Source organism: Sneathiella sp. HT1-7 (genome assembly GCF_020731145.1).
Taxonomy (GTDB): Bacteria; Pseudomonadota; Alphaproteobacteria; order Sneathiellales; family Sneathiellaceae; genus Sneathiella.
On the sequence record NZ_JAJFZN010000001.1, the window covers coordinates 72,666 to 92,948 of the forward strand.

The 20,283-nt window shown below is 51.0% G+C and carries 19 protein-coding genes and 1 riboswitch; of the genes, 12 read left to right on the plus strand and 7 right to left on the minus strand.

Annotated features, from left to right (window positions below; genetic code table 11):
* Nucleotides 1-14: 14 nt before the first annotated feature.
* Nucleotides 15-1,556 carry an AMP-binding protein gene (locus LKE13_RS00345; RefSeq protein ID WP_227947692.1) on the plus strand — a complete coding sequence of 514 codons (1,542 nt, stop codon included), beginning with the start codon at nucleotides 15-17 and terminating at the stop codon, nucleotides 1,554-1,556.
* A 2-nt stretch (nucleotides 1,557-1,558) separates the two neighbouring features.
* Here LKE13_RS00345 and LKE13_RS00350 read toward each other — a convergent pair whose 3' ends face one another.
* Nucleotides 1,559-2,071, minus strand: a complete 513-nt coding sequence (locus LKE13_RS00350; RefSeq protein WP_227947693.1) for a 6,7-dimethyl-8-ribityllumazine synthase — start codon at nucleotides 2,069-2,071, stop codon at nucleotides 1,559-1,561.
* Between the two features lie 88 nt (nucleotides 2,072-2,159).
* A riboswitch (FMN riboswitch) is annotated at nucleotides 2,160-2,305 on the minus strand.
* A gap of 118 nt (nucleotides 2,306-2,423) precedes the next feature.
* On the opposite strand from LKE13_RS00350, the gene LKE13_RS00355 reads away from it, so the two are divergent.
* The 5 genes from LKE13_RS00355 (at nucleotide 2,424) to LKE13_RS00375 (ending at nucleotide 7,012) form a co-directional block, all read left to right on the plus strand.
* Nucleotides 2,424-2,771 (plus strand): hypothetical protein, encoded by a 348-nt coding sequence (locus LKE13_RS00355; RefSeq protein ID WP_227947694.1) that lies wholly within the window; start codon nucleotides 2,424-2,426, stop codon nucleotides 2,769-2,771.
* Nucleotides 2,772-2,868: 97 nt separating this feature from the next.
* Complete coding sequence (locus LKE13_RS00360; protein ID WP_227947695.1) at nucleotides 2,869-4,203, plus strand: deoxyguanosinetriphosphate triphosphohydrolase; 1,335 nt, start codon at nucleotides 2,869-2,871, stop codon at nucleotides 4,201-4,203.
* A gap of 92 nt (nucleotides 4,204-4,295) precedes the next feature.
* Nucleotides 4,296-5,408 (plus strand): DUF2336 domain-containing protein, encoded by a 1,113-nt coding sequence (locus tag LKE13_RS00365; RefSeq protein ID WP_227947696.1) that lies wholly within the window; start codon nucleotides 4,296-4,298, stop codon nucleotides 5,406-5,408.
* A 46-nt stretch (nucleotides 5,409-5,454) separates the two neighbouring features.
* A complete protein-coding gene (locus LKE13_RS00370; RefSeq protein ID WP_227947697.1) occupies nucleotides 5,455-6,051 on the plus strand; it encodes a 2-hydroxychromene-2-carboxylate isomerase in 597 nt (198 codons plus the stop codon).
* Nucleotides 6,052-6,073: 22 nt separating this feature from the next.
* Nucleotides 6,074-7,012: an alpha/beta hydrolase gene (locus LKE13_RS00375; RefSeq protein WP_227947698.1), complete on the plus strand. Its 939-nt coding sequence runs from the start codon at nucleotides 6,074-6,076 to the stop codon at nucleotides 7,010-7,012.
* A 63-nt stretch (nucleotides 7,013-7,075) separates the two neighbouring features.
* Here the strand turns inward: LKE13_RS00375 and LKE13_RS00380 are convergent, their stop codons facing one another.
* The gene (locus tag LKE13_RS00380) at nucleotides 7,076-8,101 is read right to left on the minus strand and encodes a Fe(3+) ABC transporter substrate-binding protein (protein WP_227947699.1); all 1,026 of its coding nucleotides are present in this window, start codon (nucleotides 8,099-8,101) and stop codon (nucleotides 7,076-7,078) included.
* A gap of 191 nt (nucleotides 8,102-8,292) precedes the next feature.
* Nucleotides 8,293-9,621, minus strand: a complete 1,329-nt coding sequence (locus tag LKE13_RS00385) for an aspartate aminotransferase family protein (RefSeq protein WP_227947700.1) — start codon at nucleotides 9,619-9,621, stop codon at nucleotides 8,293-8,295.
* Nucleotides 9,622-9,782: 161 nt separating this feature from the next.
* Here LKE13_RS00385 and LKE13_RS00390 point away from each other — a divergent pair, with 161 nt between their 5' ends.
* Nucleotides 9,783-10,331, plus strand: coding sequence for a cupin domain-containing protein (locus LKE13_RS00390; RefSeq protein WP_415776483.1), 549 nt, complete (start codon nucleotides 9,783-9,785; stop codon nucleotides 10,329-10,331).
* A gap of 2 nt (nucleotides 10,332-10,333) precedes the next feature.
* Here LKE13_RS00390 and LKE13_RS00395 read toward each other — a convergent pair whose 3' ends face one another.
* Nucleotides 10,334-11,401, minus strand: coding sequence for a quinone-dependent dihydroorotate dehydrogenase (locus tag LKE13_RS00395; protein WP_227947702.1), 1,068 nt, complete (start codon nucleotides 11,399-11,401; stop codon nucleotides 10,334-10,336).
* A gap of 3 nt (nucleotides 11,402-11,404) precedes the next feature.
* Nucleotides 11,405-11,746 carry a DUF952 domain-containing protein gene (locus LKE13_RS00400; protein ID WP_227947703.1) on the minus strand — a complete coding sequence of 114 codons (342 nt, stop codon included), beginning with the start codon at nucleotides 11,744-11,746 and terminating at the stop codon, nucleotides 11,405-11,407.
* A 163-nt stretch (nucleotides 11,747-11,909) separates the two neighbouring features.
* On the opposite strand from LKE13_RS00400, the gene LKE13_RS00405 reads away from it, so the two are divergent.
* Entirely contained in the window at nucleotides 11,910-12,755 is an 846-nt protein-coding gene (locus tag LKE13_RS00405) for a branched-chain amino acid aminotransferase (RefSeq protein WP_227947704.1), read from the plus strand.
* Nucleotides 12,756-12,770: 15 nt separating this feature from the next.
* Here the strand turns inward: LKE13_RS00405 and LKE13_RS00410 are convergent, their stop codons facing one another.
* Entirely contained in the window at nucleotides 12,771-14,360 is a 1,590-nt protein-coding gene (locus LKE13_RS00410; RefSeq protein WP_227947705.1) for a lysine--tRNA ligase, read from the minus strand.
* A gap of 106 nt (nucleotides 14,361-14,466) precedes the next feature.
* Between LKE13_RS00410 and LKE13_RS00415 the strand changes: the two genes are divergently transcribed.
* From LKE13_RS00415 to LKE13_RS00430, 4 genes are all read left to right on the plus strand, one after another.
* Nucleotides 14,467-17,250: an ATP-dependent DNA helicase gene (locus LKE13_RS00415; RefSeq protein WP_227947706.1), complete on the plus strand. Its 2,784-nt coding sequence runs from the start codon at nucleotides 14,467-14,469 to the stop codon at nucleotides 17,248-17,250.
* A gap of 51 nt (nucleotides 17,251-17,301) precedes the next feature.
* Nucleotides 17,302-17,712, plus strand: a complete 411-nt coding sequence (locus LKE13_RS00420) for a tellurite resistance TerB family protein (RefSeq protein ID WP_227947707.1) — start codon at nucleotides 17,302-17,304, stop codon at nucleotides 17,710-17,712.
* Between the two features lie 73 nt (nucleotides 17,713-17,785).
* Nucleotides 17,786-18,331 (plus strand): NAD(P)-dependent oxidoreductase, encoded by a 546-nt coding sequence (locus LKE13_RS00425; protein ID WP_227947708.1) that lies wholly within the window; start codon nucleotides 17,786-17,788, stop codon nucleotides 18,329-18,331.
* 132 nt (nucleotides 18,332-18,463) lie between these two features.
* On the plus strand, nucleotides 18,464-19,267 hold the full coding sequence (locus LKE13_RS00430) for a sterol desaturase family protein (RefSeq protein ID WP_227947709.1): 804 nt from the start codon (nucleotides 18,464-18,466) through the stop codon (nucleotides 19,265-19,267).
* Nucleotides 19,268-19,273: 6 nt separating this feature from the next.
* On the opposite strand, the gene LKE13_RS00435 is transcribed toward LKE13_RS00430, so the two are convergent.
* The gene (locus tag LKE13_RS00435) at nucleotides 19,274-20,230 is read right to left on the minus strand and encodes a CHAD domain-containing protein (RefSeq protein WP_227947710.1); all 957 of its coding nucleotides are present in this window, start codon (nucleotides 20,228-20,230) and stop codon (nucleotides 19,274-19,276) included.
* Nucleotides 20,231-20,283: the final 53 nt, after the last annotated feature.

A 20,283-nucleotide genomic window follows, 5' to 3' on the forward strand; every position in this document is an offset into this window, starting at 1 on the left:
AAAAGAAACTGGCTATGCATATACGTGAGTTCGCAAAGACAATGCCGGAAAAACCTGCCATTATAATGGCAGGCAGCGGTGAAACGGTCAGCTATAAACAACTCAACGAACGGTCCAATCAGGGGGCTCAGTATTTTCGCAATATGGGCCTGAAAATTGGCGACCATATCGCCCTTCTTTTAGAAAATACCCCTAGATTCTATGAAATTTGCTGGGCGGCGCATCGCGCAGGACTTTATTATACAGCCATCAGTTCCCGGCTTACGGCGGAAGAGGCGGCCTATATTATCAATGATTGCGGCGCCCAGATTTTTATCACCTCGAACTACAAATCGGAACTTGCCGCTCAGCTACTTGAACGAATGCCGAATGTCGAAGAGCGGCTAATGATTGACGGTACTATTCCCGGATATCAGTCTTTTGAAGAGGCGATCAGCGGCTACTCTACAGCTCCTCTTCCTGATGAATGCGAAGGCTCCGATATGCTTTATTCATCTGGCACTACGGGCCGACCGAAGGGAATCAAACCAACGGAAATCGGCAACCCAATCGGAGAGGATGATAACCTTACTGGCCTGCTAAAAAATCAGTATAACGTTACAGATAATACAATCTACCTTTCCCCGGCGCCGCTCTATCACGCTGCGCCGTTGCGGTATAACATGCGCACGCAACGCTTCGGTGCCACCTGCATCATCATGGAACATTTTGATGCGGAAGAATATCTTCGCCTTGTAGAAAAATACAAGGTGACTCATTCCCAGCTTGTACCAACCATGTTCGTCCGGATGCTGAAACTGCCGGAAGAAGTGCGGAAGAAATATGACGTCAGTAGCCTGCAGGTCGCCATTCATGCTGCCGCACCCTGCCCCGAAAAAGTTAAGCATCAGATGATGGACTGGTGGGGTCCGATTTTATATGAATATTACGCAGGTACTGAAGGGAACGGATATTGCGCCGTTACTCCTGAGGAATGGCTTTTACACCCAGGAACAGTTGGCAGGGCCTTGACCGGCATTGTGCATATTGTCGATGAAGAAGGTAATGAGCTCCCCGCCGGGAAGACCGGAGCCATCTATTTTTCGGATGGGCGTGAGTTTACCTATCATAATGATCCAGAACGAACAGCGGAGAGCTTCAACGATAAGGGATGGAGTACGCTCGGGGATGTTGGGTATCTAGATGAAGACGGCTTCCTCTATCTCACTGACCGGCAGACCTACATGATCATTTCCGGCGGCGTGAATATCTACCCGCAGGAAATTGAAGATTTGCTCCTGACCCACCCAAAGGTATATGACGCGGCAGTGATTGGCGTACCAAACGAGGATTTTGGTGAAGAAGTCAAAGCCGTTATTCAGCCTGTAGATATTAAACTCGCGGGCGACGATCTAGAGGCCGAGTTGATAGAGTTCTGCCGTACGAACATCAGCCATGTTAAATGTCCAAGGTCTGTTGACTTTGAAGCGGAACTTCCCCGCCATCCGACGGGGAAGCTTTATAAAAGGCTTCTCAAAGACAAATATTGGGGCGAGAAGAAATCCCGGATTGTCTGATCCTATGACGCGAGCTTGAGCTCTTTCAGGCCGCGCATATTTTCAAGTGTCTGGTGGCAGGCTCTAGCCGCCTCCTGACCCTTGAGCACAAAATGTTCCTTGAAGAAGCTCATATGCGCCTCCGTCTCCTGAAAATGATGTGGTGTCAGGACGACCGATAAAACCGGGATGTCGCTGTCAAGCTGGACCCGCATCATACCATCGAGCACGGTCCGAGAAACGAAGTCATGTCGGTAAATTCCTCCATCCACGATTAGTCCTGTCGCCATGATCAAATCATAACGCCCGGTTTCCGAAAGCTTTTGCGCCATCAATGGAATTTCCAGACTGCCCGGAACATCATTGATATCGAAAGAATCAGCGTCATATCCAAAGCCGCGCAGTTCAGCGATGAAAGACTTACTCGCTTGATGGACGATATCGGCATGCCAATTCGCCTGAATGATGGCAATGCGGCTATGGCTTTTGTGGATGCTGGGGGTTTTATTGTCAGATGTCGTGTTTTTGATTTTCATTTTTGGGCCTTGTTTATTCAAGTTGACAAAAACCCAAGGCAAATAGGTTAAAGGCATGCACAGACCTGCATGGCCTGACCACCCTTTATCCTGTTCTCTTCCATCCGGACTATCACCGTCGGCTTCGGATTTACACCGAATCTGCTGACCCCGCCGAAGCGGGCGCTCGCGGGCTTGAACAGAAACCTGTTCTTTACCGCCGGTAGGGACTTTCACCCTGCCCTGAGAACATTCCCTCTATATGAGGAGGAAATATCACTGTTTATAGTAGGGATATTTTCCCGATTTGCAAGAAGTCGCATATGTATTACTTTGGCGTCCCTTCACTTTTTTGTTGAAACAAGAGGCACTGTTGGACGAAAAATCATTTACGGCATTATTGAAAGACGTCGTTCGCTACAATCAGTTGGAGCGCTACTTCAAAACCACCTCCGGCCCGATTGAGGACGTCGATAGCCATTACGACCTGATGCCCGATATTGACGCGATCAAGCGCGATCAGGCCGACAGCGGTGGTCTCAAGTTATCTCATGCACAACGACGAATGCTGATGACACTTGTCGCATTGTGGGAAGGCGCGACAGCTGATCAGCTATTCGAAGAAAGTCTGGGTAGCCTCTCCCGGATTATCCAGTCTATGGATCGGAATAACCGCGAATTTTTGGCCGAACTAATCCTCGCCTACCCTGGATGGGGCTGAAAAATTCACGTCGCGCCCAAGATGTGGACAGTTGATTTTATGCCCCTCTATAAAAATATTCATTCTATAGTAAGTAGTTATGAAGTAGCTTGACCCTATGATGGACTGGAACAAACTTCTTTCGACTCGGCGCTATGGGCAGGATCATAACGATCCCGTCATCGCCTCGCGCAGCCCGTTTCACAAAGATCAGGACCGCATTGTATTTTCCTCCGCCTTTCGACGGTTGCAGGACAAGACACAGGTTCATACTCTAGCGGAAAGCGATTATGTGCGGACCCGCCTTACTCATTCCATGGAAGTGGCGTCCGTTGGCCGCTCGCTTGGTGCAAATGCCGGACAGGTCATTATCGACCGTCATTTAAAAGGCAGTGAATATAGCCCCGCGGATTTCGGTCATATAGTCTCCGCCGCCTGTCTTGCCCATGATATCGGCAACCCGCCTTTTGGGCATTTCGGCGAAGAGATTATCCGCCACTGGTTCAAGAATGGCCATGGCGCAGCGGAGCGGGCGGAAGGCTTAAGCGAAGACGAGGCTCGCGACCTTGAGCTCTTTGAAGGCAATGCGCAAGGGTTTCGCATTCTGACGAAATTGCAGAACTGGCGAAATGCCGGCGGTTTGCGGCTGACCTATGCCACTCTCGGCACATTCATGAAATATCCTCGGACCTCCATTGTCTCTGCTCCGTCCCCGGCAGACAGCGGCGGCAAAAAATTTGGGGTAATGCAGTCCGAACTGAGAGCATTTCACGAAATTGCGGATGAGCTTGGGCTGCTTCAGCGGGGAAATGATGACTACTGGTGCCGGCACCCCCTCGCCTACCTGGTCGAAGCGGCAGATGATATCTGCTACAGCGTCGTCGACATCGAGGATGGGTATAAACTTGGCCGCCTTGGCTATGGTGAGACCGAAGATTTGATGCTGCGCATTCTTGGCGACAAACCAAAGCGCTATGCGGAAGTCGATGATCCATCGGAGCGAATTTCCTATCTTCGCGCAAAATGTATCGGCCGCCTGATTGGAGAAGTCTCCGACATCTTCAAGGATTGTGAAGGAGAAATTCTCGCCGGAAACTTCAAAGGAGACCTCTTGCATCATTCGCGGCGGGCAAAACTCTTCGATGAAATATACGCGCTCTGTCAGCGTGAGATCTACCGCCATCCGGAGCGTATTCAGGCCGAATTGAGCGGCTCAGAAATACTTACGACCCTGCTGGATGCGTTTTATGACGCCAACCTCGATTGGGAAAGATTTAATCGTGACGGCACGGCTATGAACCCAAGATCCTCCGTCCTGATGACCCTTTTTCCGGACGGCAATGAGAACCCAGGCAAACGTTATGACTGGCTTCTCGGCATTACTGATTTCGTCTCGGGCATGACCGATTCTTTCGCGGTACGACAGTTCCGCGAGATCAGAGGGATTGTTTAATCCCGCTTTCCTAGAGTTTTTAGCAGCTGGTAACCCCCTATTAACCTAAATCTCCTAGAATTATTTTTTTAGATTTCAGGCTGATGACATCCATGTTGGTTGATTCTACCCTTTATGGCGACCATATCGCCGCAATGTTTGCCAAAATGCCGACGCCGATGCGTATAAATACCGCACGCACGGCGGCAGAAGGATTTGTTGCGCGGGAATTGACCGATGATGACCTGGAACTAACAGAAGCTATCATCAATTATTTTGTGAATGATATCGATACGGCCGTGCGGCATGCAATTGCCGATGCCGTCAAGGAATGTGAGTTCCTGTCTAAGGAAATGGCGATGAAGCTCGCTCTGGACGTAGACGAAATATCCTCCCCTATCGTCACTCATTCACCGATCCTTTCAGATGAGGATCTGTGGACGATCCTACAAACCGCCAGCAACAGCATTCAAACTACTATTGCTTCGCGGCCGCACCTTGGTGTGAAATCAACGGCCTGTATCGCCGAAATCGGATGTTATTCGGCCATCAAAGCCTGCTTGAGAAATGAAACGGCGATTATCGGAAAGACGGCCTATGATCATATCCTTGGTCGTTTTGGCGATATAGACCCCATACAAGCCCTTTTGGTTCATCGTCCCTTCCTCCCCGAGCAGATTGTTTCTCGGTTGTTCGATTTTATTTCTGAAGAATATAAGCAAATTCTCATCGAGAGAAATCCGGTAGAGAACAACACTTCCGTCCAAAAAATTCTCAACGCCCGCGAAAAAGCACTTGCCAAGAGTCTGGATCGGAGAATGACCGATCACGAACAGAAAAAGAAATCACTCGCGCTTGAACGGGAGGGGCGCCTGACGGCGACACTGATGTTGCGCTTGCTCATCAACGGCAATCACGCATTTTTTGCCGCCGCACTTGGTCATGCCTCTGGTATTTCAAAGAAGCGTGTCGTATCGCTGACGTCTGGGCGGGGTTATCTCGGCTTTCAGCGCCTCTATGACCGCGCTGAGTTGCCGCCTTATCTCTACACAGCCTTTAAAACAGCGATGGAAGAGCATCGTAAAGCAACCCATTATCATCCGCGCGCCGATCTAGATAATTTTCGCCAACGTATGATCGATCGGATAGCGGAAACTTACGGGTGGGAAGATGGCATGTCTCTCGAAGGGTTGATGGAAAAACTGCTTCCCAAACGCCTCCATTGACCTTTAAACTCTAGGCAATTCAAATAACAAAAATCGGAATTGCCTCGTGACAAAATCCATCGACTATTATCTGACGCTTGTATCGCCCTGGGCTTTTCTTGGCCATGATCGCTTCCTTAAGATGGCGAAGCAAAATGACGCCAAGATTAACGTTATTCCCGTCAACTACGGAACTATATTCGCCGCAACAGGCGGGTTGCCGCTCGGCAAGCGAAGTGAACAACGGAAAAGTTATCGCCTGATGGAACTCGCCAGATGGCGAGAGGAACATAACGTCCCAATCAATATCCACCCGAAGTTTTTCCCCGCCTCGGACCTGATCGCAGCGTTGATGGTCACTACTGTGGCGATGCGCGGCGGAGACGCAATCGGCCTCACCGGGATGTTTCAGCGATTAGTCTGGATTGAGGAGGGCAATATTGCAGATGAAGCTACAGCGGTTGAAGTGGCTAATCGGGCAGGCCTCAATGGCGCTGAGTTGCTGAAAGAAAGCCAGGCTCCTGAAATCAAAGCACTCTATGATAAGAACACGGATGACGCGATCGCAAGGGGCGTGTTCGGAGCTCCGACATATATCATTGGAGATGAGCTGTTCTGGGGTCAGGATCGGCTTCAGTTTGTAGAGAAAGCCCTCAAGAAATAAGTATAGAAAAAGGAGACAGGGAATGGCTTTAGATCCACAGGCAAAATGGGTGCTTGATATTGCTGAAGAGAAGGGATTGCCGTCACTTGATCAATTAACCCCAACCGAAGCTAAGGCCGCCTATGAAGAAAGAGCACTGACGTTAACTTTCAAGGATGTAGATATTGGCAAGGCAATCGATCTCGACATTCCTGGACCAATTGGCGATGTCCCCATTCGTATCTACCAGCCGGTCGGGATGACAAACTCATTGCCCGTTCTTGTGTATTATCACGGCGGTGGATGGGTCATCGGCAGTCGCGATACCCATGACAGCCTGTGCCGCCTGATTGCGAACTCCGGCCCCTTTGTTGTTGTGTCCGTGGATTATCGCATGGGTCCGGAGCACCCATTCCCGGCAGCTGTCCAAGATTCCGTTGCGGCTCTCAATTGGACAGCAGAAAATATCGCAGAGTATAATGGCAACCCGGATAAAATTGCGGTAGGTGGCGATAGCGCGGGCGGGAATCTCTCGGCCGTCGTCTGCTTGGCCGCACTTAAAGAAAATTCCTATCTGCCGAAGTTCCAATGGCTGATCTATCCGGCGACCGATATGGAAATGACTACCCCGTCCCATGAAAAATTTGCGGAAGGATATTTTCTGACGCGTTCAATGATGGAATATTTCCAGGGCCATTATCTAAAAAACGACGCAGATAAAAAGGATTGGCGGGCGTCACCGTTACGCGCAGAAAGCCTCAAAGGCCTTCCACCTGCCCTGATTCAGACCGCCGGATTCGATCCCCTGCAGGATGAGGCAATCGCCTATGCGGAACGCATGAACAAAGAAGGTTGCGAAGCCAAGCATACCCATTATGAAGGCATGGTGCATGGCTTCATAAATCTCGGGAGTGTGGTCGATAAATCCACAGAATGCGTCAATGAAGGAGTCGCGGCACTTCGCGAAGCCTTTTCTAAATAACCACGCCACAGCGCATAAAGAAAGGGGCCAATAGGCCCCTTTTTTATTCGTATCGACTAAATTTTAGCGCCAGCCAACGCGGTCGAAAATCTTGACGGCTTCTGTCTGAGCGTCCGCGACTTTATCAAGACCAACTTCGTCCGCCTTGAATTCGCCCCAGCTTTCAACTGTTTCATCCAGCTCTACGCCGGATTTAACCGGAAATTCATAGTTGGTGGAGGCATAGAATTCCTGAGCCTTTGTATCGGAAAGATATTCGATCAACTTAACCGCAGCTTCCTTGTTTTTCGCCGACTTTGTAACACCCGCGCCGGAAATATTGAAATGCGCACCGCGCCCGTCTTGGTTCGGCCAGAACATAGCTACCTTTTTAGTGGCATCCAGCTGAACCGCATCATCAGAATTCTGCATGGCACCATAGTAATAAGTGTTTGCAATCGCGATGTCACATTCGCCAGCTGCAACCGCTTTAATCTGGTCACGATCACCACCCTGAGGTTTGCGAGCGAGATTGTCCTTAATGCCCTGAGCCCATTTTTCTGCAGCTTCCGCTCCGTTATGAACGACGAGTGAGGCCAACAGTGATTGGTTATAGGCATTGCTGGAAGAACGGACGCAAATACGGCCCTTCCATTTCGGGTCAGCCAGATCCTCATATGTCGAAAGCTCAGACGGTTTCACACGATCTTTCGAATAGAAAATGACGCGGCTTCTTGCTGACAGCCCAAACCATTCTCCGGCCGGATCGCGATAGTGAGCCGGAATATTTGCATCCAATTTTTCTGACTCAATTGGCTGCAACACGCCTGCAGCCTTATGTGCTGCAATACGGCTGATATCAACGGTCAGAACGGCATCAGCGGGACTGTTCATTCCCTCAGACTTCAACCGCTCCAGCATGCCTTTTTTGGCAAACACAACATTTACCTTGATGTTATTGTCCTTCTCAAACTCGTCAAGAATCGGACGGATCAGGCTTTCCTGCCGTGTGGAATATAGATTTACCTCTTCCGCCGAGAGCGCAGGCGTCGCCATGGAAGTCATAGCAACGGCCGCCAAGGCAAGGGAGGCAGTATATTTCAAGCGCATTTTAGATCCTCATCGATAATGAATATTATTCTCAATTAGCAGGGAGTCTTAAACCGGAAATGCAGCAATTGCAAGTCATTCTGACTTTCAATATTATATAATATGCGAAAAAATACGGAGGCAAAATTGCCTCCGTCCAGTACTCATAAATATAAAACCCGATGCGATCGAAAGGAAGGATGGCTAATTCCTCAGGCCACCTCTTTCAACACAGTACGTAACGTGTCAAAGATTTGATCGATATGGCTTTTTTCAACAATTAGCGGCGGCGAAAGTGCGATAATGTCCCCCGTCGTGCGTATCATCAGACCCTTTTCATAACATTTGATGAAGGCTTCATATGCCCGCGCCGTGGGCTTATCGGGAATGGGCTCCAATTCGATCGCGCCGATTAGTCCGAGATTGCGCAAATCAATGACATTGGGAACACCCTTAAGTGAGTGCAGGGCATCTTCCCAATAGGATGCAATCTCGTTCGCCCGTTCAAAAAGGTTGTCCTCCTTATAACAGTCAAGTGTTGCGAGGGCGGCGGCGGCGGCAACCGGGTGACCGGAATAGGTATAGCCGTGAAACAGCTCAATCATATTGTCCGGTCCGGTCATAAAGGCATCGTAAATATCTTTTGAACAGACAACACCGCCCATCGGGATCGTGCCACTGGTAAGCCCTTTTGCAAGCGTAACCAGGTCGGGTTTAACGCCGAAAAAATCGGTCGCAAAGGGCGCGCCAAGTCGCCCAAAACCTGTGATCACCTCATCAAAGATCAGCAGGATACCATGCTTGTCGCAAATCTTCCGAAGCCGCTCCAAATATCCTTTTGGCGGCAGGATAACGCCGGTTGAACCCGCAACCGGCTCAACAATGACAGCCGCGATAGTAGAAGCGTCATGCAGCGTTACCAGCCGCTCAAGCTCATCGGCAAGCTCCGCGCCATGCTCGGGCTGGCCGCGGGAAAAGGCATTCTTTTCCGGGAGATGAGTATGCGGAATGTGATCCACGCCTGTCAGCATTGTACCAAACGTCCGTCGGTTTGCGACAATGCCACCAACGGAAATGCCGCCAAAGCCGGTTCCGTGATATCCTCGCTCCCTTCCGATCAGGCGGGTCCGGGTACCTTCTCCACGTGCGCGGTGATATGCCAACGCAATTTTAAGCGCCGTGTCGACTGATTCAGATCCGGAATTCGTGAAGAACATATGATCCAGACCACTTGGGAACATCCCGGTGACGCGCGCGGCCAGTTCAAAAATTTTCGGATGGCCCATCTGAAATGAGGGCGCATAGTCCAGTTCCGCTATCTGCTGACTGACGGCATTGACGACACGCGGGTCGCCATGGCCTGCATTACAGCACCAGAGCCCTGATGTACCATCAAGGATCGATTGCCCCTCGGCATTTTTGTAAAACATCCCCTTGGCACCAACAAGCATGCGAGGGTTCGATTTGAACTGCCTGTTTGCCGTGAAAGGCATCCAAAAGGCGTCGAGGTTGTTTGGACTTGAAGCGGCGGTATCAGACATATTGAAGCACTCCCGGATAATAGTTTCATCGACATTATCCGGGTTATTTATTTGCACAAGATGAAAAATAAATCTCTGTTTTCTGAGGATTCATCGTTGTCATGATGATGTTTATGTTTAAAAATCTAAACACTATGGCGAATCATGGGAAAACTATAATGATGGACTTTGATCTTGGCGCACGGTTGCGCAGCCTAAGAGAGCAGCATGGCCTATCCCAGCGCGAACTTGCAAAAAGGGCCGGCGTGACCAATGGAACCATTTCCATGATAGAACAGAACCGGACAAGCCCTGCTGTTGGTTCGCTCAAGAAAGTACTGGACGGTTTTCCGGTCGGCCTTGCTGATTTCTTTGCAAATGACTTTTCATCTCGCCGCAAAATTTTTTATGAACGCGACGAGTTGACGACTATTTCCGAGGGAAATATCTCTTATCGGCAGGTCGGGCGCGATCTTACCGGGAAAGCTTTGCAGGTTTTACATGAAATCTACTCTCCCGGCGCTGACACGGGACGAAACATGTTATCCCATCAGGGGGAGGAAGCCGGTGTCATTGTCAAAGGCAGATTAGAGGTAACCGTTGGCGCGGATAAGAAGGTTCTCAAGGCCGGTGATGCCTATTACTTCGAAAGCCACCGCCCGCACCGATTCCGCGCGTTAGGTGAAGAAGAAGTCGTCGTCGTCAGCGCCTGCACACCACCGAGCTTTTAAGATTAAAGCGGTGTATCAATACCGATAGCTACCTCAATCGAAGCTAAATTGTCCTCCCGCAATTTGCGCGCGAGGCCTTTCGCAATTTCCACTGCAACATAAGGGCCCCTATAAACCATTGCACTATAGAGCTGCAGAAGTGAGGCCCCTGCCCGGATACGTGCATAGGCATCTTCCGCGCTTTGAATACCACCGACCCCGACAATGGGTAACTTACCCCCGGTTGCCTGATACATGTCCTTCAACACAGCAAGGGAGATATGTTTCAGCGGCTGACCACTCAACCCACCTGTTTCAGATTTTTGCGGACTCCGCAGGCTTTCGGGCCGGGTAATCGTCGTATTGCTGATAACCAACCCGTCGATTTGATGATCGAGCACTGCTGCCGCGATATCCGCCTTGTCAGCGTCGGTCAGGTCCGGTGCGATTTTAAGGAGAATTGGAAAGAAGGCTGTTCCCTCCGCTACCATGCCTCGCCGTTTTTCACTGATCCTTCCGAGCAAATCTTCCAGTTCCGCCCGTCCCTGAAGCGCCCGAAGGCCCGGCGTATTGGGCGAAGAGATATTGACAGTCACATAGTTTGCTCGCGGAGCAAGTTTTTCCATGCCCATTACGTAATCCGCGATCCGGTCCCTGCTGTCCTTATTCGCCCCAAGGTTCGCGCCAACAATCAGGGAGGAAGGCTTATTGGCAAAGTTCCGCGCGGCCTCTTCCAGGCCTTTGTTATTAAATCCGAGCCGATTGATCACCGCCTCGTCGTCTGTAAGGCGAAAAATCCTGGGCTTGGGATTGCCCGGCTGCGGCTGCGGGGTAATGCTTCCGGCTTCCAAAAAACCAAACCCAAGCCCGGATAGGGCTGTTAGCGCCTCCCCATTCTTATCATATCCCGCCGCGAGTCCGATAGGATTGGGAAAGTTAAGACCAAAAACCTTGCTTTCGAGGATGGGGTCGACCGTGTTGTCTACGCGTGGCAGCAGTCCATTCTTCAGCGCCCGGATCGACAGGTTATGCGCCTTCTCAGCCTCAAATGCGAAAAGAAACGGTCGCAGAATTTGATAAAAATTGCCCAACTGCTATTCCAGCTCCGGAAAAATATGAAGATTATCTGGGCCGAGTGGTAAATCCACGACCTCTTTCACCAGGGCGGGATCAAGCGGACCGTATAGATGCGGAAACATAATTCCACCACGCGCTGATTCCCATTTCAGATCATCGCCCAGAAGATCGGCATCAATCGATATCAAGAGCAGGTTTCCAGCGCCCGCTCTGTGCTTTGCCGCACTTTCGGCAACAGTCTGCCGCGTTGAAAAATGAATAAAACCATCCGCTTTATCTGCGGCTGTGCCTTCGTAGACACCGGTTTCCAGTGCCGACTGCCAATCCGCCTTGTCCGCCATATGATAAATTACTGTCATGTCAGCTTTCCATCCTCAGTTCCGCCGCATAACTACAGGATGGCTAAACTTTTGAGAAGCGAAAACAACTATCTGTGATGGAGGTCGCTAGCACAGCGCTTGCCTATATCGACTTTTATCTGATAGAAATTTTGGACTGCAAGATAATGAAGGTGCTTCAAACATGGCTGGTGTTTTTTTCTACAATGGTGACTGGTATGATGAAAGCCCGCGGGTAACCGGCCCGATGGATCATGCTTTCTGGATGTCCTCAACAGTTTTTGACGGCGCACGGTCTTTTCAGGGGATGGCCCCAGACTTAGATAAACATTGCGCCCGTCTGGCTCGCTCGGCCAGAGCGCTCGGGTTTGAGCCAACCATGGAAACCGAGGAGGTGATCGATCTTTGCAAGCAGGCTGTTCGCAAGCTGCCCAAGGAATCAGAGCTTTATATCCGCCCGATGTATTTCGCCCGTGATGGATTTATTGATCCGGAGCCGGATAGCGCCGAATTTATCCTCGCCGTTTATGATAGCCCTATGCCGGAGGCCGACGGCTTTTCTGCCCATTTTGCGAAGGAACGACGCCCCGCGCGGGACATGGCCCCGACGGATGCCAAGGCGTCTTGCCTCTATCCGAATTCCGGCCGCGCAGTTGCTGCGGCGCGTAAAGCCGGTTTCGATAACGCGATCCTGATGGATGCAAATGACAATGTGGCGGAATTTGCCACCGCGAATATCTGGACTGTTAAAGACGGTGTTGCCTTTACGCCCGCCGCGACAGGATGTTTCCTTGCCGGCATAACGCGGGCGCGGGTGAAAATTCTGGCGGATGCTGCGGGAATCGAGGTTCAGGAAACTTTCATGTCACGCGAAGATGTTATGACAGCGGATGAAATCTTCAACAGTGGCAATTTTGGCAAGATCATGCCGGTTACCCGCATCGAGGATCGCGAGCTACAGCCCGGCCCTGTCGCCATGAAGCTGCGTGCAATGTATATGGACTTCGCCCGCGACAGCCAGCTTTTCTAGATAAGGAAGCAGGCGCTATGCCGCACCCAAATCCTCCCCCGCCAGAACACGCTCGATAAGTTGAATGGTTTCCTTCACTCCATAAAGGGCGATGAAGGAACCCATCCGCGGGCCTTGTGATTGCCCGAGCAGGGTTTCATAAAGCGCCTTGAACCAATCGCGCAGGTTTTCAAATTCGTTTTCATTACCGACATTGAAGACCTCATTTTGGATATCCGCTGCCTCTGCACCGTCGGGCAACTCTTTTAGCAATGCAACGAGCTGTTCCAGAGCCTTACGTTCTTTCTCCGTCGGCAGTCGGTACTGCTTTGTCGGTTTCACAAAATCATGATAATAAGCGATCGCATAGCCAACGAGCTTATCAAGCTCCGGATTGGTCTCCGGCGTCGCGCCGTCCACATAGCGAGAGATGAATCCCCACAGCACAGAGGGTTCATGCGCGTTCACGACCGCCGCCAAGTTAAGCAGAATGCCAAAGGTAATCGGCAGGCCTTCGCTCGGCGGATGTCCTGAATGAATATGCCAAACCGGGTTGGCATATTTTTGTTTCGCTTCCTGCTCTGAATATTTCCCGAGGAACGTAAAATACTCATCAACTGCCTTTGGGATCACATCGAAATGCAGCCGCTTTGCCTTCTTCGGATTCTGGTACATGTAAAGTGACAGACTTTCGGGTGACGCATATTTCAGCCATTCCTCAATGGTGATGCCATTGCCCTTTGACTTTGATATTTTCTTCCCCTCCTGATCGAGGAAAAGTTCGTAGTTAAAGCCTTCCGGCGGCTTTTTGCCCATAATCCGGACAATCTTGCTGGACAGGGTCACACTGTCGATCAAGTCCTTACCCGCCATTTCATAATCAACGTCAAGAGCATGCCAGCGCATCGCCCAATCTACCTTCCATTGAAGCTTGCAATGACCGCCAGTGACGGGGACGGATACGTCTTCGCCTGTTTCCGGGTCCTTATAGGTAACGGTTCCGGCCGCTTCATCCCGCGCAATAACTGGTACCTGTAGAACCTCTCCCGTGCGAGGGCAGATCGGCAGGAAAGGGGAATAAGTTGCACGCCGTTCCGGCCCCAATGTCGGCAGAATCACATTAATGATCGCGTCATAATGTTTCAGTACGAGCATCAAACTCTCATCGAACTCGCCAGACTTATAGCATTCGGTAGAGGAACGGAACTCATACTCAAACCCGAACTGATCGAGAAAAGCCTTCAGGCGAGCATTATTATGTTCGCCAAAACTGTTATGTGTTCCAAATGGATCCGGCACCTGTGTCAGCGGCTTATTCAGATTGGCCGAGAGCAGTTCCTGGTTCGGAACATTGTCCGGTACTTTACGAAGTCCGTCCATATCGTCAGAAAAGGCGATCAGCCGCGTCGGAATGTCCGAGAGGATACTAAAGGCGTGTCGCACCATAGACGTCCGCGCCACTTCCCCAAACGTACCTATATGTGGCAGGCCAGACGGACCGTATCCGGTCTCGAACAACACATAACCTTTTTCCGGTGCTTTCTTCGCATAGCGATCCACAAGTTTTTTTGCCTCGACAAAAGCCCAGGAGTTGCTCGATAGTGCAATTTCCGCGTCCGATGACATTATAAACCTCGTTGGAAGAAGGGATCACTAGAAAGCGCGGAATGTAGGCGCACAAACAGGTGCCGTCAACGATCGCAAGGCAAATTTGCATGCGCAAATGGGAAAAATGGCTAAAAAAAACGACAACAGCCCTGCTTATGGAGATATCAAGCTGCCCGACGCACCCGTTCTTGTGCTCGGTGGAGATGGTGGATACTGGCTCACGACAGATGGCGAGATGGCAAAAACCACCCTTGACGAGACCGCTGTCCGCGTCGTTAGCCAACCTCCCTTGCTGGTTCATCGACTAAATATGGCGCAGCGCCTTGGCATTAATCCCTTCCCTGCATATGACCTGCTGGAACTCTTTGCCTTTGCCTTTCCAGCGCGGCAATGCCTCCCAACAGCAAGAGGGGTCGCTCGTGCTCTCGATTTGGAGATAACAGCCGATACGGAAGAGCAAACACTGACCCTGTTCGAAGCTGCAAATTCTATATTAAAATATTTAACCGGTTTAAATGAAAAATATCGAATTGAAGCATCCACAATTGCCATGACAATGGGTCAGGCGGGGTGGAACTGGGCTCCGGCGATTCTAGCTGCCGTTGGCACACCCGAGAGCCGGGAGCGCTTCGGCGGAATGGATACATGGCGCACCCTTTCGGAGTGGGCAGACTATGCACCTGAGCCTCCGCCCGATGATATCGCTGTCAGCGAGATCGAGGCGCGGGAGCGGCTCAAGGAAATGTTAGGGGACAATGCGGAAGCAAGGCCGCAGCAGGCAGATTTCAGCGCCCTCACCTCCCATGCCTTTATTCCGCGTGATCAGGCGGATGCCCCGAACCTCGTTCTCGCGGAAGCTGGGACCGGTACGGGCAAGACACTTGGATATATAGCACCTGCCAGCCTGTGGGCGGAAAAGAATGGGGCGGCGGTCTGGATTTCCACGTTTACAAAGAACCTGCAGCGGCAGATTGATGGTGAACTCAACCGCCTTTACCCAATTCCTGCGGAAAAAATGGAAAAGGCCGTCGTCAGGAAGGGCCGGGAAAATTATCTATGCCTTCTGAATTTTGAGGAGGCTCTACAAGGAGGCGCCGCACCAAAATCTGAACAGATTGTTCAGGGCCTTGTCGCGAGATGGATATCCGCAACCCGCGACGGCGATATGGTGGGTGGCGACTTTCCAAGCTGGCTGCTGGAGCTGGAAGGTCGGTCTCGTGTCATCCGACTTGCTGACCGGCGGGGGGAATGCATCTATTCCGCCTGTCCGCATTATCGAAAATGCTTTATCGAAAAATCAAGCCGTAAGGCACGCAAAGCGGACATCGTCATCGCCAATCATGCCCTCGTGATGATAAACGGAGCAACACGCCCGGACGATCCCTATCTTCCCAAGCGTTATGTATTTGATGAAGGCCATCATTTGTTCGATGCCGCGGACAGTGCCTTTGCCGCGCACTTAACCGGGCAAGAAACAGCGGAGCTGCGACGCTGGATCGCGGGAAGTGATACAGGTCGGAAAAGCAGGATGCGCGGCCTTGAAAACCGTATCGGGGACTTAATCGGTGATGATGAGAAGGGCGCTGATGCTCTACAAAAAGCCATGCGGGCGGCGCGCAGACTGCCGACAGATGGCTGGCTAACCCGTGTGCGCGACGGTGCACCAAGCGGCCCGATGGAGGAATTACTCAGTTTTGTCCGGACTCAGGTTCTCGCAAGGTGCAGGCAACCGGACAGCCCCTACTCTATCGAATGTACAATTGACGAAATTCTCCCCGGCTTGGCTGACGCGGCAGAAAAGCTGGACAAGGCCTTGAGCGGTCTGGCCGGTCCAATGACGACACTTGGTAAAATTCTACTAAACCGGCTGGATACGGAAGCCGAAGACCTCGATAGCGCCACGCGCCACCGGATTGAAGCTGCCGTGCAGGGCATTACGCGCCGCGTTACGATGAATATTGCACCCTGGCGCGCCATGCTGAAGGAAATAGAAAACCCAACGCCTGACGGGTTCGTAGATTGGTTCGCGATTGAACGCATCGGCGGGCGCGAGCTCGATCTCGGCTATTACAGGAGCTATGTCGACCCGACATTCCCCTTCGCGGAAACCATCCTGAAAAAATCCCATGGCGCCGTCATTACCTCCGCAACCTTGCGCGACAACCATGATGGGGAGGAAAGCTGGCAGTCGGCGGATATGCGAACCGGCGCGCACCATATGGTGTTGCCGCCGATGCGATCGCATTTCGCCTCCCCTTTTGACTTCGCCAATCAGACACGGGTGATTGTTGTCACGGACGTCCGACGGGATCATATGAAGGAAGTATCCGCTGCCTATCGTGAATTATTTCTCGCAAGCGGTGGCGGCGCCTTGGGCCTCTTTACGGCAATCTGGCGTCTGCGCGCAGTGCATGAAAATATCAAAAAGCCTCTCGCCGCTGCCGGATATGACCTCTATGCCCAACATCAGGATGCGCTGGATACATCAACGCTCGTCGATATTTTTCGGGAGGAGGAAAACTCAATCCTGCTAGGTACGGATGCCGTTCGCGATGGCGTTGATGTGCCGGGCAGGTCCCTGCGCCTTCTCGTTTTCGACCGGCTCCCCTGGCCGCGCCCCGATATCAAGCATAAAGCCCGTAAGAAGGCTTTTGGCGGCAGTAAATATGATGACAAGCTGACTCGCCTTAAACTAAAGCAGGCTTTTGGCCGATTGCTTAGGCGAGAAAATGACTTCGGCGTCTTCGTGATGCTGGATAGCATGATGCCCTCCCGCCTTGCCTCCGCCTTTCCACCGGAAGTCGAGATCCATCGGCTTGGCCTGAAAGACGCCATAGCGCTTACCCGGAATTTTATTTCCGAAAAAGAACAGGCATTGAAAAAAATATCATTGGATAATCGGGAATGAACCTCATATCCTGTGAGTAATTGTTTCATTTCAGACCGGAGATACTGTCGCATGACGACGCTTAACCTGCATACCGCCCTTATTTCAACAATGGTAATTGTATCCGCTGCAGACCGTGAAATGACGGACCGGGAACTGTTCACAATCGGTGAGATAGTCCGCACCCTTCCGGTATTTGCCGATTACGAGGAAGAACATCTTCCGGATGATGCGACGACTTGCGTCGACATGCTGAACGGAGACCAAAAACTGGACGAAATCATTGGCAAGATCCGGGCTGTTCTGCCAAAAAAGATTTACGATACGGCCTACGCCCTTGCTTGCGACGTCGCGGTTTCTGATGGCCAGTTGAGCCAGGAAGAACTTCGTATGCTTGAAATGCTACGCCATGGACTTGACGTCGATCGCCTCACTGCCGCCGCGATCGAGCGTGGTTCCGCCGTCCGGTACGCCCGCCCCTGATATAACTAATATTTGCCAAACGGCTGACATCCGATAATAATCCTTTTTAATAATAAAAGTGGGAGGGTTATTAATGGGTGGTTTAACAGGGGTTTCTGTCGGGTTTTTAGGGCTCGGCGACGTTGGTCGGCCAGTATTACGGCGGCTAAAAGCGCGTGGTGCAGATGTCCATGCAACAAGCCGTTCACCAGCTTTGCGCTATAAAATGGCCCGCGATGCGGTCAATTTGTACAAAGCGCCGAGTGAAGTGAATGACCAGATAAAGGATGGCATCATTTTCCTGATGCTGTCTAAACAGGCACTGATTGACGCTTTTCTCAATGGGCCAGACGGGTTGCTTTCCAATCTTGCAAGCGGCGCGCTAATAGTTGATCTTGGTCAGACCTCCTCCGAAGCTACGAAAAAATATGCCAAAATGGTGGAGGAAAAAGGCGCCCATTGGTTGGATGCCCCGGCGATAGGAAGTGAGCAGGACGCGACCGAGGGTCGGCTTAGTATTCGCGTTGGCGGCCGAGCAGAAGATTTTGACCGCGCGTGTCCAATTCTGGAGGAAGTCGGCCGCGACATAAAGCATATGGGAGAGATCGGATCGGGTCAGGCGGCTGTGCCTATCAATTAGCGCGGCCTCACACAAGATCCGATCACGAAGTTTAGTGGATCTTCACGTTTTCGCTATGCCGATGATTTCAATGGTTATTTCATTTGGAGCGCCCTATTTTGTCAGAGGAACGAAGGAGACTCTGACAAAATCATGCTGGATTACATTGCGAGCCATGAACCGACCATCCGCCTGAGCTTTTTTCTGGGAACGCTCGGGATGATTGGTATTTGGCAGGTCGTCGCCCCGAAACGCCCACAAACTGTTTCGACCCTGTGGCGATGGCTGAACAATTTCGGCGTGACGTTCCTGAACACCTTTCTACTACGGCTGCTATTCCCCATTCTGGCGGTCGGGCTAGCCGCAATTGCCGAAGAAAATGGCTGGGGCCTCCTCAATATCATTGAAATACCGATCGCACTTTCCATCGTGATTGCGGTTATCCTACAGGATTTGGTGATATACTGGCAGCATGTAATCTTTCATCGCGTCGGCTTTCTCTGGCGATTTCATAAAATGCACCATGCAGATGTCGACTATGATGTCTCTACCGGCGCCCGATTTCACCCCGTAGAAATCTTTCTTTCCATGCTGCTCAAGCTGGTGGTTGTCTTCTTGCTGGGTCCACCCGTTGTGGCAGTAATTATATTCGAAATTCTTTTGAGCTCAGTCGCCATGTTCAATCATGCCAACGCAGGCTTACCGGAAAAAATCGATCAGATAATGCGAAAAATTGTTGTCACCCCGGACATGCATCGCGTTCATCATTCGGTGATACGGGGAGAGCATAACAGCAATTACGGCTTCAACCTGCCCTGGTGGGACTATCTATTCGGCACTTATCTTCCCCAGCCATCGGCAGGCCATGACAAAATGACCATTGGCCTTAGCGAGTATCAGGAAGAACGCAAACAAAGTATTCTCTGGATGCTGTCTCTTCCGTTCGTTAAACGATAAACAGCCTCAGGTCGCCTTTCGCAAATCCTTTTTATCGACAGTGAAATCCTCAAATTTCCGCCAGAGCTTCAGAAACTCCTTCAGATTCTGCTCCACTTCTTTACTGGCATCACAATAAACCCGGGCATTGAAGCGCAATGCTTCGGCAAAATACTCGGCGCGTACGGCAGCGCTCAACTGGCTGAGGATGACCATACCTTCTTTCACATCATTAATATGGCCAAGATAATCCTGCATCTGAACCAGAAGATCATATCCCTCATCAATTTTTTCCTTGCGAATCAGGGAGGAAAAAAACCGCAAATGATAGCGGGAGCGTTTTATATATTTACGCAAATCATGGAGCTCGTTGGCCGAGAGATTTTCCACATCTGCTCCGCGATTTAAAAGTTCAACGCCACCCTCTTCGATCGCATTCAAGGCAAAAGGCGCAACGGGGCTACTCATGATTTTGCGCGCGGACCTGCCGAGCTTTGTCGCCCAGTTTCCCTGCAGCCATTTGTCAAAGGATTTAGATAGCCGTTCAAAATGGCCGCCGGAGATTTCATGTATTATGATGTCATATTCTTCGGCGCGAAATTCCTCCCCCAGCATCAGAAGTTCTTTCGACACCTTCCTAAAATCCTTAGTCTTGATTTCAGGCATGAGCGTACTATCCAGAAATACATCCATATTCCGGGCATCACCAAGGAGGTTTCCAAAATAACGGTATTCCCGGTTAAATTTCGCTCGAATTTCCTTTGGGATGATGGCGCGAAAAATATACAGCGCTACGCGCATGCGGCGCACCCCGATGCGAATTTGCATCAACGCCAACGGATCTCCCTCGTCCTTGAACTGTCGAAAATTTTCCTTCAGATGATGGGCGCACCCGTGAAAAATCGCTTTCGCCGCTGTCTCGACATCCATACTTTCCGTAAGATCGATATGCGATAATTTATGAACTTTCGACTTGGATGACATCACGACTCTTCTGGCTAGTAAGATTTACCCCAACTATAATGCATTTATGCTAT